This window comes from Lentzea sp. NPDC006480 (assembly GCF_040611995.1).
In the GTDB taxonomy this organism is placed as follows: Bacteria; Actinomycetota; Actinomycetes; order Mycobacteriales; family Pseudonocardiaceae; genus Lentzea.
In genome coordinates this window covers 1-13,860 of record NZ_JBEXPJ010000029.1, presented here as the reverse complement: position 1 = coordinate 13,860, position 13,860 = coordinate 1, and the positions used below count along the sequence as shown (strand labels likewise).

General features: G+C 67.9%; 16 protein-coding genes. 6 read left to right on the top strand and 10 right to left on the bottom strand.

The window, feature by feature from the left end:
• Window positions 1-11 precede the first annotated feature (11 nt).
• The 3 genes from ABZX92_RS14465 to ABZX92_RS14455 form a co-directional block, all read right to left on the bottom strand.
• Window positions 12-863, bottom strand: a complete 852-nt coding sequence (locus ABZX92_RS14465) for an NAD(P)-dependent oxidoreductase (RefSeq protein ID WP_355558320.1) — start codon at window positions 861-863, stop codon at window positions 12-14.
• Window positions 864-1,091: 228 nt separating this feature from the next.
• Window positions 1,092-1,238, bottom strand: coding sequence for a hypothetical protein (locus ABZX92_RS14460; RefSeq protein WP_167969512.1), 147 nt, complete (start codon window positions 1,236-1,238; stop codon window positions 1,092-1,094).
• Window positions 1,239-1,397: 159 nt separating this feature from the next.
• On the bottom strand, window positions 1,398-2,591 hold the full coding sequence (locus ABZX92_RS14455; protein WP_045312028.1) for an ATP-binding protein: 1,194 nt from the start codon (window positions 2,589-2,591) through the stop codon (window positions 1,398-1,400).
• A gap of 207 nt (window positions 2,592-2,798) precedes the next feature.
• Between ABZX92_RS14455 and ABZX92_RS14450 the strand changes: the two genes are divergently transcribed.
• Together ABZX92_RS14450 and ABZX92_RS14445 are read left to right on the top strand one after the other, a co-directional pair.
• Entirely contained in the window at window positions 2,799-3,410 is a 612-nt protein-coding gene (locus tag ABZX92_RS14450; protein ID WP_355558318.1) for an SIMPL domain-containing protein, read from the top strand.
• Between the two features lie 74 nt (window positions 3,411-3,484).
• Window positions 3,485-3,661, top strand: a complete 177-nt coding sequence (locus ABZX92_RS14445; RefSeq protein WP_355558316.1) for a hypothetical protein — start codon at window positions 3,485-3,487, stop codon at window positions 3,659-3,661.
• Between the two features lie 77 nt (window positions 3,662-3,738).
• Here the strand turns inward: ABZX92_RS14445 and ABZX92_RS14440 are convergent, their stop codons facing one another.
• Genes ABZX92_RS14440 through ABZX92_RS14430 form a run of 3 tightly spaced genes read right to left on the bottom strand, consistent with a single transcriptional unit; the run spans window position 3,739 to window position 6,268 of the window.
• Window positions 3,739-3,993: a hypothetical protein gene (locus ABZX92_RS14440; RefSeq protein WP_355558314.1), complete on the bottom strand. Its 255-nt coding sequence runs from the start codon at window positions 3,991-3,993 to the stop codon at window positions 3,739-3,741.
• A gap of 33 nt (window positions 3,994-4,026) precedes the next feature.
• Window positions 4,027-5,004, bottom strand: coding sequence for a serine hydrolase domain-containing protein (locus ABZX92_RS14435; protein WP_355558312.1), 978 nt, complete (start codon window positions 5,002-5,004; stop codon window positions 4,027-4,029).
• A 58-nt stretch (window positions 5,005-5,062) separates the two neighbouring features.
• Complete coding sequence (locus ABZX92_RS14430) at window positions 5,063-6,268, bottom strand: acetyl-CoA C-acetyltransferase (protein WP_355558309.1); 1,206 nt, start codon at window positions 6,266-6,268, stop codon at window positions 5,063-5,065.
• Between the two features lie 47 nt (window positions 6,269-6,315).
• On the opposite strand from ABZX92_RS14430, the gene ABZX92_RS14425 reads away from it, so the two are divergent.
• Window positions 6,316-7,557, top strand: coding sequence for a 3-oxoacyl-ACP reductase (locus ABZX92_RS14425; protein ID WP_355558306.1), 1,242 nt, complete (start codon window positions 6,316-6,318; stop codon window positions 7,555-7,557).
• Window positions 7,557-8,318 carry a MaoC/PaaZ C-terminal domain-containing protein gene (locus tag ABZX92_RS14420; protein WP_355558456.1) on the top strand — a complete coding sequence of 254 codons (762 nt, stop codon included), beginning with the start codon at window positions 7,557-7,559 and terminating at the stop codon, window positions 8,316-8,318. The genes ABZX92_RS14425 and ABZX92_RS14420 overlap by 1 nt, the downstream gene beginning before the upstream one ends.
• Here ABZX92_RS14420 and ABZX92_RS14415 read toward each other — a convergent pair.
• The gene (locus ABZX92_RS14415; protein ID WP_355558303.1) at window positions 8,307-8,942 is read right to left on the bottom strand and encodes a TetR/AcrR family transcriptional regulator; all 636 of its coding nucleotides are present in this window, start codon (window positions 8,940-8,942) and stop codon (window positions 8,307-8,309) included. The genes ABZX92_RS14420 and ABZX92_RS14415 overlap by 12 nt on opposite strands.
• A gap of 101 nt (window positions 8,943-9,043) precedes the next feature.
• On the opposite strand from ABZX92_RS14415, the gene ABZX92_RS14410 reads away from it, so the two are divergent.
• Window positions 9,044-9,673 (top strand): SCP2 sterol-binding domain-containing protein, encoded by a 630-nt coding sequence (locus ABZX92_RS14410; RefSeq protein WP_355558300.1) that lies wholly within the window; start codon window positions 9,044-9,046, stop codon window positions 9,671-9,673.
• A gap of 8 nt (window positions 9,674-9,681) precedes the next feature.
• On the top strand, window positions 9,682-10,896 hold the full coding sequence (locus ABZX92_RS14405) for an acyl-CoA dehydrogenase family protein (RefSeq protein ID WP_355558298.1): 1,215 nt from the start codon (window positions 9,682-9,684) through the stop codon (window positions 10,894-10,896).
• Window positions 10,897-10,917: 21 nt separating this feature from the next.
• Here the strand turns inward: ABZX92_RS14405 and ABZX92_RS14400 are convergent, their stop codons facing one another.
• The 3 genes from ABZX92_RS14400 to ABZX92_RS14390 form a co-directional block, all read right to left on the bottom strand.
• Window positions 10,918-12,141, bottom strand: a complete 1,224-nt coding sequence (locus ABZX92_RS14400; RefSeq protein WP_355558295.1) for a site-specific integrase — start codon at window positions 12,139-12,141, stop codon at window positions 10,918-10,920.
• A gap of 36 nt (window positions 12,142-12,177) precedes the next feature.
• Window positions 12,178-12,372, bottom strand: a complete 195-nt coding sequence (locus tag ABZX92_RS14395) for a helix-turn-helix domain-containing protein (RefSeq protein ID WP_355558292.1) — start codon at window positions 12,370-12,372, stop codon at window positions 12,178-12,180.
• A 21-nt stretch (window positions 12,373-12,393) separates the two neighbouring features.
• Window positions 12,394-13,860 (bottom strand): replication initiator (locus ABZX92_RS14390; RefSeq protein ID WP_355558289.1); only part of this gene is annotated, 1,467 nt, incomplete at its 5' end.

Sequence of the window (13,860 nt, the reverse complement as noted above, 5' to 3'; positions counted from 1 at the left end):
CGGCCGATCGTCTATTCGTAGCTGGCGTAATAAGACGCGGCCATGTCCTCGTCCGCGTGCCCGCGAGTCACCGCGCGGTTGAGGCGAGCGGCCGCGGCCTGTGCCACGTCGAGCTGGACGCCGCCCCGCACCGCTGCCTCGTTCACCAGCAGCGCGTCCTTCAACGCGTTCTGCACGGTGAAGGCGGGCGGGAACTCGCGGTCGATGATCGCGTTGCCCTTCATCTGCAGGTACGCGCAGTCCATCGCGCCTCCGGAAACGGCTTCCAGGAACAGCTTCGGGTCGAGCCCGGACGACTCGGCCAGCGCCACGGCCTCGCCGACCGCCGCGGTCAACGCGAGCACCCAACTGTTCGCCACGAGCTTCAACCGCGACGACGCACCGGCCGCACCGACCCACATCGTGCGGGCGCCGATCACGTCGAACACCGGCTGCACGCGGTCGCGCAGTTCGTCGGCACCGGAGGCGAGCACCACGAGCTTGCCGTCCTGCGCGGGTTTCACGCTGCCCAGCACCGGCGCGTCGACGAACTCCAGCCCGAGCGAGCGGGCGAGCGCGATGTGGTCGTCCGTCGCTTCGACGCCGACCGTGGACGCCTGGATCCAGATCGCGTCGTGAGGCAACGACGGAGCCGCCTCCTGCATCGTCGCGGTGACCGTGGGGCCGTCGTTGAGCATGGTCAACACGATCTCGGCGCCCTCGACGGCTTCGGCGGGCGTGTCGGCGACGGTGGCGCCCTGCTCGGCCAGCGGTTCGGCTTTGGCGCGCGTGCGGTTCCAGACCCGGACTTCGTGTCCGGCGGCGGCGAGGTTGGCTGCGATGGGGGCACCCATGAGGCCGGTGCCGAGCACGGCGATCTTCATGTCCCCAGCAAACAAGAAACCTCGCGGTGCTGCCAGGTCGGGGGTCCGACAGCACCGCGAGGTCAACCGTGACATCGGCGTACCGACGTGCACTGTTACAACGCCATCATACTGTGGCGTGGATCACGTTTAACAGAATGAAACCCCTGGAGCGCGGGAGGTGCTCCAGGGGTTCCCGTTTGGGGAGGCACTCGCGACGGGGCGCCGCGCGAGTGCCGGGTCGTGAAGTCAGCGCAGGGTGGTGACCTGAGCCTGGGCGATGGCCATCAGCTCGTGACGCATGGCCGGGGTGGTGGCCATGTCGATCGCGCGAGCCACGGCCTTCCGGTTGCGCGCCTCGGCACGACGGGCGCGGAGCTTCGCTGCGAAGTTCATCTCGGTCTGCACTTCCCTCTCGGAGGTCTGTTTGGTTGGTGACTTAAGTATGCACCTTCCTACCCTCAAACGCACGCGATTATCCGGTGAGTTGGGGCACAGGCCGATGAATCATCGGCTGACAACGTGAACGGCCGGACAACGCCGGGGTGCCTGCGGTCACTCCTCCCGACCGAGCAGGAACCTCCCGAAGTGCGGCACGGTGAAGGCGATCTGACCCCGTTCCGCGCTGTAGACCAGGCCTTTCTTGATGAGCGAGTCCCTTGCGGGCGACAGCGACGAGGGCTTGCGGCCCAGATGGTCGGCGACCTGGGCGGTGTTGACGCCCGCGTCCTTGCCGTCGGTCAGCTCCGCCATCGCCCGGAGGTACTCGCGTTCGGCCGGTGTCGCCCGCTCGTACCGGGAGCCGAAGAAGCCCACGGCCAGCTCCGCGTCGGCCTCCGGAGCGGCGACGGAGACGTCCATCGCGGTGATCGGATCGGCCGGCGCGGCGTCCCAGGCGGCCTTGCCGTAGGCCTGGATGAAGTACGGGTAGCCACCGGACGCGTCGAACAGCGCGTCCAACGCCTCGTCGGTGATGCCCGCGTCCTCGCGTTCGACCGGGGCGAGCACCGCGCGGTCGGCGTCCTCGCGGCTGAGCCGGTCGATCCGCACGTACCGGAAGAGCCGCTCCGAGTACGACTTGCTGGCACTGAGGACGGCCGGGAGGTGCGGCAGACCCGCGCCGACGACCACGAGAGGTGCGCCGAGCTGCGAGAGCTCGTGGCACGCCGCGCACAACGCGCTGATGTCGTCCGGTTTGAGGTCCTGCATCTCGTCGATGAGCAGCGCGACGCCCGTGCCGACGTCCTGCGCGAGCTCGGCGACGTCCGTGAACAGCTCGACGAGGTCGATCTCGATGTCGCCGGAGTCAGCTCTTCCGGACGCTGCCGGGACGTCGATGCCGGGCTGCCAGCGGTCTCTGAGCTTGGCGCCGTCGGGTGCGGCCCTCAGCGCGAACGCCTTGAGGATGCCCAGGATCGCCTCTACCCGGTCCGGCGCGCGATGCCGGACCGCGAGATCCCGGATCGCCCGGTGCAGCGCGGCCGAGAGGGGCCTTCGGAGATCCGCGTCCGGCCGCGCCTCGACCTTGCCAGCGCCCCAGCCGCGTTTGACCGCCATGGACCGCAGCTCGCCGAGCAGCACCGTCTTGCCGACGCCGCGCAGTCCCGTCAGCACGAGGCTGCGTTCGGGACGGCCGCGGGCCACGCGTTCGAGCACCACCTCGAACGCTCCGACTTCCTTGTCCCGGCCGGCGAGCTCAGGAGGCCGCTGGCCTGCACCGGGGGCGAACGGGTTGCGCACCGGGTCCATGGCTCGCACCGTATCGGCGTTTCTAGCGCCCCCACTAGAGACACGCAGACTCCGCTCGCTTTGACGCACGCGGGGCCCCCGCGTCCTCTCCTGCAGGACGAAAGCTCCCCGCGTACTGAAAAGCGAGGCTTGTATTCGGCTTTCTAGTGATTGAGCTATAGAGACGAATAGTTGCGGATGGAGCGGTACACCGGTTGGGTTGGGTCCGTGGCTGAAGTCGTGACGAAGGGAACCGGCGAGGTCGAGCGGACCGCCGACCGCGCCCAGGTGGACGTGACGTTCGAGGCTCTCGGTGCCGAGCGCTCCGAGGCGGTGAGCACGCTCAACCAGCGCATTTCCGCCGTCGAACCGCTGCTGGCGGACTTCGAGGTGCGCTCGCGGCAGCTGTCCGTGCACGACAACTGGGACAACAACCAGCGCGTCGGCAGCCGGGCGCAGCAGCAGTACGTGATCTGGGTGTCCGACCTCGACAAGCTCGACGGGCTGCTGGCGGACCTCGTGCAGAACGAGCCGTCGTGGGTCAACGGACCGTCGTGGACGCTCGTCGACGACACCGAGGCCGTCCGCGAGGCGCAGAAGGAAGCCGTGGCGGATGCGCTGCGACGTGCTGAGGGGTACGCATCGGCGCTCGGGCGGCGGCTCGGGCCGTTGCTGCGGATCGGCGACACGGACGGCGGCAGCGGTTATTCGCCCAAGATGATGCGCAGCGCGTCGTTCGAGATGGCCGGGCCTGCGGGGATGGTCGACCAGCTGAACCTGAAGGCGCAGCAGATCACGGTGTCGGCGTCGTGCACGGCCGCTTGGTCGTTGCTCGACTAGTCCTGAAGTCGGATGCGCGGGTCATGCTGCGGTGTGATCCGCGGTGAGGGCGCGGGTGCATAGCGTTCCGATTCATGCGGAACTTGTTGATCGGAATGGTCGTCGGGGCGGCCGCGATGGTGTTCATCGCACCGGCGCAGGCGACCATCGACTCGGACACCGCGTCCGTGCACGCAACGCCGGTGCGGATCGACACCTACGACCTGGTGGGTGACGGCTTCGTCCAGGTAGCGAACGTGCGGAAGGGCTAGAGCTTGGCCTTCCGGCAGGACCTCGCGCGGTGCTGCGGGAAGTGCCGTTCGGGTCCTCGAAGCGCAGCGCGACCGCGCTAACTGGCTTGCAGAGCCGTCATGGCCGCGTGGACCGCTGCCGCATCGGGGTCGTCGGGCCTCGCCTCGCGCCACTTCGCGAGCCACACGTCCCGGCGCGCGGCCGCCGCGGCCAGCGTCAGCACGAGGTAGGCGCGGCGTTCCCAGTCCCGCGCGGACGCCATCGCGTCGGCGGCCGGCCTCCAGTCGTCGCGCAACGTCCCGGTGACCGCACGGGCCAGCACCGGATCCTGCTCCGGATCAACCTGCAACATCCGCCCAACCCCCAGGTACCGCACCATTGCGGTTCAGAGAGTGTGCACGGCGCTTCGCCAGAAATCACGCATGTGGTCCGGAGTGGTGGGACTCGTCATGGCCGTGCGGGTGAGCAGGACCGTGATCAGGTTCTGCGACGGGACCACGTGGGACGCGGTGCCGGAGCCGCCGACCCAGCCGTAGCGGCCGCGGACGTTCCACGGGTCGATCTCGGCGATGTCGACGCTGCCGCCGTAACCCCAGCCCTGGCCTTCCAGGAAGATCTTCGCCTCCTCGCGCTCCTGCGCGGTCGTGACGTCGACCGCGAGCTTCGCGACGAGACCGCTCGACACCAGGAACCTGTTGAACGCCAGCAGGTCGTCCACAGTGGACTGCAGACCGCCCGCGCCGGACGGCAGCACGTCGCTCAGGAAACTCGTGTTCGTCATGCCGGCCGGGGCGAAGAGGCGTTCGGCGAGGAAGTCCGGCAGCGAGCCGGTGACGCGGTGCAGCAGCACGCCGAGCACGTCGTACGAGGTGTTGTAGAGCCAGCCGGCGCCGGGCTGGTGCAGCAGCGGCACCTCGGCGAGCTGCTTCAGCCACTGTTCGGGAGAAGGCAGGTCCGGGCGGCCGTGCAGGTGCGCCTGTTCGAAGAGCTTCGCGGTGGCGGGCAAGGAGAAGTCCGCCGTGAAGCCCCAGCCCGACCGGGACGCCAGCAGGTGCTCGACGGTGATCGGCCCGGCAGCGGGCACGACGTCGTCGACCGGGCTTTGCGGCGTGCGGACGACAACGGGGTTCGCCAGCTCCGGCAACCACTTCGCGATCGGGTCGGTCAGCGCGATCGTGCCGTCCTCGACGAGCAGCATCGCGGCGGCCGCGACGACCGGCTTGGTCACCGAGGCGACCGGGAGGATCGACTCCCTGGTGTCCTCGCCGATCGACGCGAACTCGACGTCGTCACCTCGGGCGATGAGCGCGACCGCGTCGGGCACGGTCTCGCGGTGAGCCTCCAGAACCGCCTGCAAAGTCATGGTCGCCATCCTTCTCCTGATCGGGTTCGGATGGTTGGACTTCAGCGGTCGCGCGAACTCATCGCTCCAGGATCGCCGTGATGCCCTGACCGCCGGCCGCGCAGATCGACACGAACCCGCGCCCGCTGCCCTTCTGGTGCAGCAGCTTGGCGAGCGTCGCCACGATCCGGGCGCCGGTGGCGGCGAACGGATGCCCCGCGGCCAGCGAAGACCCGTTGACGTTCAGCTTGGCGCGGTCGATCTCGCCGAGGTCGGACTCCCAGGCCTTCAGCGTGGCGAGCACCTGCGACGCGAACGCCTCGTGCACCTCGTAGAAGTCGAACTCCTGCAGCTTGAGCCCGGCCTTGTCGAGCATGCGCGGTGCGGCGTGCACCGGGGCCATGAGCAGGCCCTCGTCGCCGTGCACGTAGTCGACGGCGGCGGTCTCGGCGAACGTCAGGTAGGCCAGAACGGGCAGCTTGCGAGCCTTTGCCCACTCCTCGGTCGCGAGCAGGACGGCGGAGGCGCCGTCGGAGAGCGGGGTCGAGTTGCCCGCGGTCATCGTGTCGCCGAAGACGGGCTTGAGCTTGGCGAGCTTCTCCGCGGAGCTGTCCGGCCGCAGGTTCTGGTCGCGGGTCAGGCCCAGGTACGGCGTGACGAGGTCGTCGAAGAAGCCCTCGTCGTAGGCGCGGGCGAGGTTCTGGTGGCTGCGCGCGGTGAGCTCGTCCTGGTCCTCGCGGGCGATGCCGTACTTGGCCGCGGTGATGGCCGCGTGCTCGCCCATCGACATGCCGGTGCGCGGTTCGCCGTTGCGCGGCAGGTGCGGCACGACGTGGCCGGGGCGCAGCTTGGTCAGCAGGCTGACCTTGCGGGTGCGGTTGAACTCCAGCAGCAGCTTGCGGAAGTTCTCGTTGACGCCGATCGGGGCGTCGCTGGTGGTGTCGACGCCGCCCGCGATGCCCGCCTCGATCTGGCCGAGCGCGATCTTGTTGGCGACCGCGATGATCGCCTGCAGACCGGTGCCGCACGCCTGCTGGAGGTCGTACGCCGGAGTTTCGGGGCTCAGCTTGCTGCCCAGGACCGACTCGCGGACGAGGTTGAAGTCGCGCGAGTGCTTGAGCACAGCGCCGGCGACCACCTCGCCGAGGCGCTCTCCCTGCAGGCCGAAGCGGCTGACCAGGCCGTCGAGCACCGCGGTGAACATGTCCTGGTTCGACGCGGTGGCGTACGGGCCGTTCGAGCGGGCGAACGGGATGCGGTTGCCGCCGATGATCGCTACTCGCATGCCGGCATACTACCTACTAGCGGGTAGACTTACTAGCGAGTAGGTTGATGCTCGTGGACAGGTACCAGAAGTTCGCCTCTTCCGGGCTGGGCCGCCAGCTCGTGCGCAGGCTCGGCCTGCCGAACCCGTATCCACTGCGCCGCGACGCCGCTCTGGCCACACCGGTGCTGGTCGGCGGCGCTTCTCGGCTGCCCTTCCTGAAGCAACTCGAAACAGGGCCTGCCCCTCATGGCGCCTTGGTGTTCGACGCTTCTGACATCGTTGCCGTCTCCGACCTGCGGCAGCTGCACGACTTCTTCCACCCGACGATCACGCAGCTCGGGCCGTGCGGGCGGGTGATCGTGATCGGGCGGTCGCCGGACTCCGTGGCGCAGCGGGCTCTCGAAGGGTTCGTGCGGTCGGTCGGCAAGGAACTGCGGCGCGGCGGCACGGCGAACCTGGTCTACGTGGCGGACGGCGCCGAGGACGGAGTCGAGTCCACGCTGCGGTTCCTGCTGTCCGGACGGTCGGCGTACGTGTCCGGGCAGGTCATCCACGTTTCCTCGGCCTCTGCGACCGGCACGCTGGAGGGCAAGGTCGCACTGGTCACGGGTGCTTCGCGCGGCATCGGCGAGGCGATCGCGACAGTGCTGGGACGCGAGGGCGCGCACGTCGTGTGCCTCGACGTGCCGGCCGCCGGTGATGAGCTGTCGAAGGTCGCGAACTCCGTCGGCGGGTCGGCGTTGCAGCTCGACATCACCGGGGATCCCGCACGGCTGACGTCGTACCTGTTGGAGCGGCACAGCGGCGTCGACGTCGTGGTGCACAACGCGGGCATCACGCGGGACAAGACGTTGGCGCGCATGGACTCCTCGCTGTGGGACTCCGTGCTGGAGGTCAACCTCGCCTGCCAGGAGCGGATCAACGAGGCGCTGCTGCACGACGGCGTGCTGCGCACCGGCGGGCGGATCGTCGGGGTGTCGTCGATCGCCGGAATCGCGGGCAACGTCGGCCAGACCAACTACGCCACCTCGAAGGCGGGCGTGATCGGGATGGTGCGGTCGTTGGCACCTGTGCTGGCTGCTCGTGGCGCCACGATCAACGCCGTCGCGCCGGGGTTCATCGAGACGAAGATGACCGCGGCCGTGCCGTTCGCGACGCGCGAGGTCGGCCGGCGGATGAACAGCCTGTCGCAGGGCGGCCTGCCGGTCGACGTCGCGGAGACGGTGGCGTGGTTCGCGTCGCCGGGTTCCGGTGGTGTGAACGGGAACGTCGTGCGGGTGTGCGGCCAGATGCTGCTGGGGGCGTGATGTTGCTGCGTGCCGCCCTGACGTCGTTCCGGCGCGGGGAAACCCTTGCGGCCCAGCCGGTTTCGGGCACGTTCGACGTCTCGCTGAAGCATCTCGCGGCCTACAACTCGGTGTGCGGGTTCGGGTTGCGCGACGCGTTGCCGCTGACGTATCCGCACGTGCTGGGCTTTCCGTTGCAGATGAAGCTGATGACGGGCTCGGGGTTCCCGTTCCCGTTGCCCGGCTTGGTGCACATCGCGAACCGGATCACGCAGTCGCGGCCGTTGACGTTGGACGAGTCGCTGGAGATCACGGTGACCGCGCGCGATCTCCGTCCGCATCCGCAGGGCACGCAGGTCGACGTGGTGACGTCGGTTTCCGGTGTGTGGGAAGGGGTTTCGACCTATCTGCGGCGGGCTGGAGGTTCCTCGGGGTCGAGCGAGGAGCTGGCACGGCCGGCCGGGTCGGCGGTGTGGCGGGTGCCCGCGGACATCGGGCGGCGGTACGGGGCGGTGTCCGGTGACCGCAACCCGATCCACCTCTACCCGGTGAGCGCGCGGCTGTTCGGGTTCAAGCGGGCCATCGCGCACGGCATGTGGACGAAGGCGCGTTGCCTGGCCGCGCTGGAGGGCCGGCTGCCCGAGGCCGTCACCGTCGACGTTCGATTCAAGAAGCCGCTGCTCATCCCCGGTCGCGTCGAGTTCTCGGCTTCCGAGGTCTCCGATGGCTGGGAGTTCGGCGTGTGGGGCAAAGGGCCCCACCTGCTCGGCTCAGCGACGTGACGGCGGGTGCCAGACGTTGCCCTCGACGAGGTCGCCGAAGCCCATCCAGACGAGGTTCATGAGGCGCGCGGCGACGACGCCGGCGGGTTCCTCGGGGTGATCGAGCCACCACTCGGCGAGCGACTCACCCGCTCCGACGAGCGCGGCGGCCAATGACTCGGCTTCCAGCTTGGTCGCGGGTGCCTTCGTGGACTGGGTGAGCAGCGCGGCGACCAGCGAGACCGCGCGCGTGCGCATGTCCGTGAGCTCGACCGCGAACGGCCCGCCCTGGGTCGACGCCTGGCGGTGCAGCACCAGCCAGCTGGCCCTGTTCTCGCCGACGAAACCGAAGAAGGCTCTGAGGCCGCTCCACAGCTGCACGTCGGGTTCCTGGTCGGGCTCGACGCCGGTCGCGATGGCCTCCATCATCCGCGTGGCCTCACGCCGGATGCAGGTCGCGAACAGCTCCTCCTTCGACCCGAGGTACGCGTAGAGCATGGGCTTGGAGATGCCCGCGACCTCGGAGATCTCGTCCATCGAGGCGGCGTGGAAGCCGAGCCGCGAGAACACGTCGACGGCGGCGTCCATGATCTGCCGCTCACGCACTGCGCGTGGCAAGCGCTTGGCTCGACCTTCTGTGCGCATCACACCCCCTCGGTTCAGAGGAGCAAGATTATCCGATCGGGTTGCCGCCGTACCTACTCGACAGTAGTCTTACTCGCGAGTAGGTACCAGGAGGTGTGTCAATGACGCTCGACCTCACCACCGAGGCGATCGCGAAGCTCAGCCCGGCCGAGCTGATCAGCACGTTGCAGCAGATCTCGCCGGACGACCCGGCTTTGAGGGACGTGAACATCGACGTCATCGCCCGTGGAATCGACCCCAAGAAGCTCGGCAAGACGGACTTCGCGGCGTTGCTGAACGCGTTGGGCGCGCTGGCCGACGGCGGCGCGGACCTCGACCTCTCGAAGATGGACCCGTCCAACTTCGCCCGGATCATCTCGCGTGCCTCGAAGGACCAGATCGAGGCCGTCGTGGCCGATCCGGCCTTGCGCACGCGGGTGCTGGACGAGGTGTTCCGGCGCATGGAGGTCCACTTCCGCGCGGACCGGGCCGGCGCCACGCGGGCTGTCGTGCACTTCCACGTGCTGGAAGACGTCTACGAGGCCATCATCGAAGACGCTCAGTGCACGATCAACAAGGGCGTCACGCGTGAGGCTCGCGCCATCGTGACGTTGACGCCGGCTGACTTTCTGAAGCTCGCGACCGGGAACGCCTCCGCCCCCGTGCTGTTCATGACGGGCAAGCTGAAGGTGAAGGGCGACCTGGGGTTCGCGGCCGGGTTCATGAGCCTGTTCAACATCCCGAAGGCCTAGGAGATCTTGTGGGTGGCTTCTCTCTCGAGCTGAACGAAGACCAGACCGACCTGCGCGACTGGGTGCACGGTTTCGCTCGCGACGTGATCAGGCCGGCGGCCTCCGAGTGGGACGAGCGCGAGGAGACGCCGTGGCCGGTGATCCAGGAGGCGGCGAAGATCGGCCTCTACGGCTTCGAGGCCCTCGCGACCTGGTTCGCGGACCCGATCGGGTTGTCCTTGCCGATCGCGACCGAAGAGCTCTTCTGGGGTGACGCCGGCATCGCGTTGTCGCTGATGGGCACCGGTCTGGCCGTCGCGGGCATCTTCGCGGGCGGCGAGCCCGAGCAGCTGGCCGAGTGGGTGCCGGAGTGCTTCGGCGACGAGTCGGACCCAAAGCTCGCGGCGTTCTGCGCCTCGGAGCCCCAGGCCGGCTCGGACGTCGGCGGGTACCGGACCCGTGCGCGCTACGACGAGGCCACCGACGAGTGGGTGCTGAACGGGCAGAAGGCCTGGGCGACCAACGGCGGCATCGCGAACGTGCACGTCGTGACCGCGGTGGTCGACGCTTCCCTGGGTTCCCGCGGGCAGGCCGGGTTCATCGTGCCGCCAGGAACGCCCGGGTTGTCGTCGCCCGGCAAGATCAAGAAGCACGGCATGCGCGCTTCCCACACCGCCGACGTGTTCCTGGACGACGTGCGGGTGCCCGGGCGTTGTGTTCTTGGTGGCCGGGAACGGCTGGAGGCTCGGCTGGCTCGGGCGCGCGAGGGCTTGAAGGCCGGTGGCCAGGCCGCGATGGCGACGTTCGAGACCACGCGTCCGACCGTGGGCGCGATGGCCGTGGGTGTCGCCCGTGCCGCCTACGACTACGCGCTGGAGTACGCGAAGGACCGCGAGGCGTTCGGCCGCAAGATCATCGAGAACCAGTCGATCGCGTTCGACCTGGCGAACATGCGGATGGAGATCGACGCGTCGCGGCTGCTGGTGTGGCGAGCGGCGTGGATGGGGCGCAACAACGTGCCGTTCACCGCGGGTGAGGGCTCGATGTCGAAGCTCAAGGCGTCCGAGGTGTCGGTGTGGGCGACCGAGCGGGCGATCCACATCCTGGGTGGGGCCGGGTACACGCGCGACCACCCTGTCGAGCGGATGCACCGGGACGCCAAGATCTTCACCATCTTCGAGGGGACTTCGGAGATTCAGCGACTTGTGGTGTCCCGCATGATTTCTGGGATGCAGATCAAGTGAGCTGACCATCTCAGGCCGTCCTCAGGCCGTCTGACTGGACGGGGTCTTGCGAGGCTTGAAGACCCCGTCCACGGCAGACCGTGCGCGCTGGTGACTGGACGGCAACAAGTGCGTGTACGTCCGGAGCGTGAAGCCGGGGTCCGCGTGGCCCAGGAACTCCGCCAGCTCCTTCACGGACACTCCAAGCGCGAGCAGGATCGACGCGAACAGGTGCCGCATCGCGTGCATGCCGTCCTGCCAGTTCGTGTACGTCAGCCCCGCGCGCTTGAACGCGGGCATCCACATGACCTTGTTGAACAGGTCCCCGCTGTACGGGTCGCCGCTTTCCTTGGTGATGAGCAGGTTCACGGTCACAAGCGGCCCGCTCGGGTCACCCCACGGCAGCGTCACCGGAACCGCGGGGAACACCTCAAGGTGGTCATCGATCTGTTCGAGCACGCCGGCCGCGATCGGTGTCTGACGCTCCTTGCCCCGTTTCGGAAGCGAGAAGACCAGTTGCCGACCGATCACCCGGATCTGACGGCAGACGTTGATCATCATCTCGTCGCGGTCGATGTCGTCAGGGGAGAACCCGAGGATCTCGCCCTGCCTCATCCCGCACCCGACGCCGAGCGGCACAACGGGCTTGCATCGCGGAGTTAGCGCGAGCTGCAACGACTTTGCTCGGGTCTCCGCCCACGGAATCACCTTGCGTGGCGCCCGCTTCGGCCGCTTCACGCTCTTGGCGTTGCAGGGGTTGCGGTGAATCCGCTTGTCATCCACCGCGGAGTGCATGATGGAAGATAGCGATTCGAACAGCACGGCCTGATAGGTCTGACTCAAGCCCTGCTCGTTCATCTCGCCGAGCCAGTCACGAACTACCTGAGGGTTGATCGCGACCAACGAGCGCTTGCCGAAGAACGGATAGAGCTGACTGTTCAGCCTGCTCTTGATCGTCTGACGCGTCGCGGCGTCGTTCGAGTAGCCCTTGAGCCAGCTCTCCGCCTGCACCGGAAAGAGGATCTTCCCGGCGTTGGGATCGATGTACTTGCCCTCGCGCTTGTCCGACTCCATCTCAATGAGGAAGTCGTCCGCCTTCTTCTTTTGCCGATCGGGGAAGCTCTTCGAGCGCTCGACTCCGTCCGGATCGATGTACCGCACCTTGTAGCGCAAACCATTGCCGTGCAAGGAGGTCTTGACCCTGGTGACCTCCTTCGTCACCGGGTCCTGGACCTCCTTCCACCAACGATCCTGAACGTGTCCCATGACAGACTTCTCCTCTGATTCGAATTGCCGAAACTTCTAGGCGGCGTCGGATTCCAGGCCGTCGAACCACTGGCGAACCTTGGCCGGGTCCCAACGCAGGTGCTTCCCAACCCGGCGTGCGGGCGGGCCGTAGTTCTTGGTGCGCCAACCACGAATCGTGTGCACCGGCACCCCGAGAAAGGCTGAGAGGTCTTCAACGCCCCAGAGCCGATCGAACGCTTCCCCGCTCATCACCGATCCCCCTTCGGTGCGTCAGGCCGCTGTTGCCGAAAGATCTGGCGGTTCGGCCGCGAGCAGTGCGCGGTCGTACTCGGCCTTCCACGTCACGCGCTGAGCAATGGCGTGCATGAGCAGGTGAGCCCGTGGTGGCACGTTCGGATCACCGGGCTTGACCTTGTGCCAGACGAGCCGGGCCGGGTCTTTCTCCGGCTTCTCGATCCCCACGGCCTTGAGCGCCTGGACGACGAACCGCTTCCGATCGGCCTTGTGGTCCGCAAGCGTCTTCCCCGACCACTTGCGGGACACCAGAACCCGCCGCCCAGGCAGCCCGAGCGTGGCCCGTCGGTGAGCCCGTCCCTTGCAGCGGCCGGCAGTCGTCCGCGAGTTGGCCCCGCGTGGCTGGATGCCGTAGAGGAGCCAGTTAGGGCACCGGTCCGAGCACGGCGTGACGGCCAGCTCGTCCGCCAGGCGGTCCGCGTGACGGCGTTGCCGTTCGGTGTCCTGCTCGACCACCTCACCGATGGACTTCGTGAGGTACTTCGTCAGGTAGCCGATGTGCCGCCCAGCTTCCTCGGAGCCGCCGAGGATGCCTTTGGAGTGCACCTGTCGCCCGAACTTCACGACGTGCGCCGGCTCCTCGACCTCCGCGTCTTCCCAGCTGGTCAAGGCCCTTCCGGTGTCCGGATCAACGAACGCCGTGGTGTTGCTGTCCCAGACTGGCATCCGGTCCACGTAGACGCGTTCGTCGTGCTTCGGCCACCACACCTGGTGGTAGGTGGCCGCCGTGACCAATCGGATGACTTCGTGCGGGATCGAGCCGCGGAGTGCCGCGTGCAGGTGTGGTGCAGCACGCTTCTGGGGTTCGACCGTGGCGAAGTACTGGATGTCCCAGCCAGCGACCCTCCGGAGGTTCTGCCACCACCGGTCAACGAGGCTTGCGAAGTGGACCGCATCCCTTGCAGCACGGCGGTAGTCGTAGCTGTCGGGGTCGACGGGCGTGCCGTCATCGCGCACCTTGCCGTAGGTGTCGAGGGTGAGCGTGACGAACATCGAGGGACGGAAGGCTCCCGCGAACTCCCGTCCGACCGTTCGCTTCTCCACTCGCCGCCGAGGAAGGTCCGGCGCATCCTGGCGACGCTTCGTTGAGCGCTTCACAGGCCGCTTGCCGGGGTCATCCGGCGAAGGCAGGCGGCCACGAACGCCGAGTTGCCGAAGTTCTTCGTCGACGCTGTGGATCTCCTCCCGCAGCTCGTCCGCGTTGTCTGTGCCCTCCTCTTCCTTGTATGCCTTCATGAGGTCAGCGCGGTACGTCAGCAGTTCCGTCTGGTCCTTTGTAGGCGGTTCTGGGGTGAAGTCCGGCTCAACATCCATGTGCCAGCCCTCACGACACTGAGCCATCCGCAACGCCTTGGCCTTCTTGGCACACGGCGCACAGACGCTCTCGACAGTCGATCCACACGGCACCGCGACGTAGCGGACCTCGTAGGACTCGTGGTCCTC

Coding starts and splice junctions, on each gene's coding strand:
- ABZX92_RS14465 (WP_355558320.1), bottom strand. CDS start 863: ATGAAGATCGCCGTGCTCGGCACCGGCCTCATGGGTGCCCCCATCGCA.
- ABZX92_RS14460 (WP_167969512.1), bottom strand. CDS start 1,238: ATGAACTTCGCAGCGAAGCTCCGCGCCCGTCGTGCCGAGGCGCGCAAC.
- ABZX92_RS14455 (WP_045312028.1), bottom strand. CDS start 2,591: ATGGACCCGGTGCGCAACCCGTTCGCCCCCGGTGCAGGCCAGCGGCCT.
- ABZX92_RS14445 (WP_355558316.1), top strand. CDS start 3,485: ATGCGGAACTTGTTGATCGGAATGGTCGTCGGGGCGGCCGCGATGGTG.
- ABZX92_RS14440 (WP_355558314.1), bottom strand. CDS start 3,993: ATGTTGCAGGTTGATCCGGAGCAGGATCCGGTGCTGGCCCGTGCGGTC.
- ABZX92_RS14435 (WP_355558312.1), bottom strand. CDS start 5,004: ATGACTTTGCAGGCGGTTCTGGAGGCTCACCGCGAGACCGTGCCCGAC.
- ABZX92_RS14430 (WP_355558309.1), bottom strand. CDS start 6,268: ATGCGAGTAGCGATCATCGGCGGCAACCGCATCCCGTTCGCCCGCTCG.
- ABZX92_RS14425 (WP_355558306.1), top strand. CDS start 6,316: ATGCTCGTGGACAGGTACCAGAAGTTCGCCTCTTCCGGGCTGGGCCGC.
- ABZX92_RS14420 (WP_355558456.1), top strand. CDS start 7,557: ATGTTGCTGCGTGCCGCCCTGACGTCGTTCCGGCGCGGGGAAACCCTT.
- ABZX92_RS14415 (WP_355558303.1), bottom strand. CDS start 8,942: ATGCGCACAGAAGGTCGAGCCAAGCGCTTGCCACGCGCAGTGCGTGAG.
- ABZX92_RS14410 (WP_355558300.1), top strand. CDS start 9,044: ATGACGCTCGACCTCACCACCGAGGCGATCGCGAAGCTCAGCCCGGCC.
- ABZX92_RS14400 (WP_355558295.1), bottom strand. CDS start 12,141: ATGGGACACGTTCAGGATCGTTGGTGGAAGGAGGTCCAGGACCCGGTG.
- ABZX92_RS14395 (WP_355558292.1), bottom strand. CDS start 12,372: ATGAGCGGGGAAGCGTTCGATCGGCTCTGGGGCGTTGAAGACCTCTCA.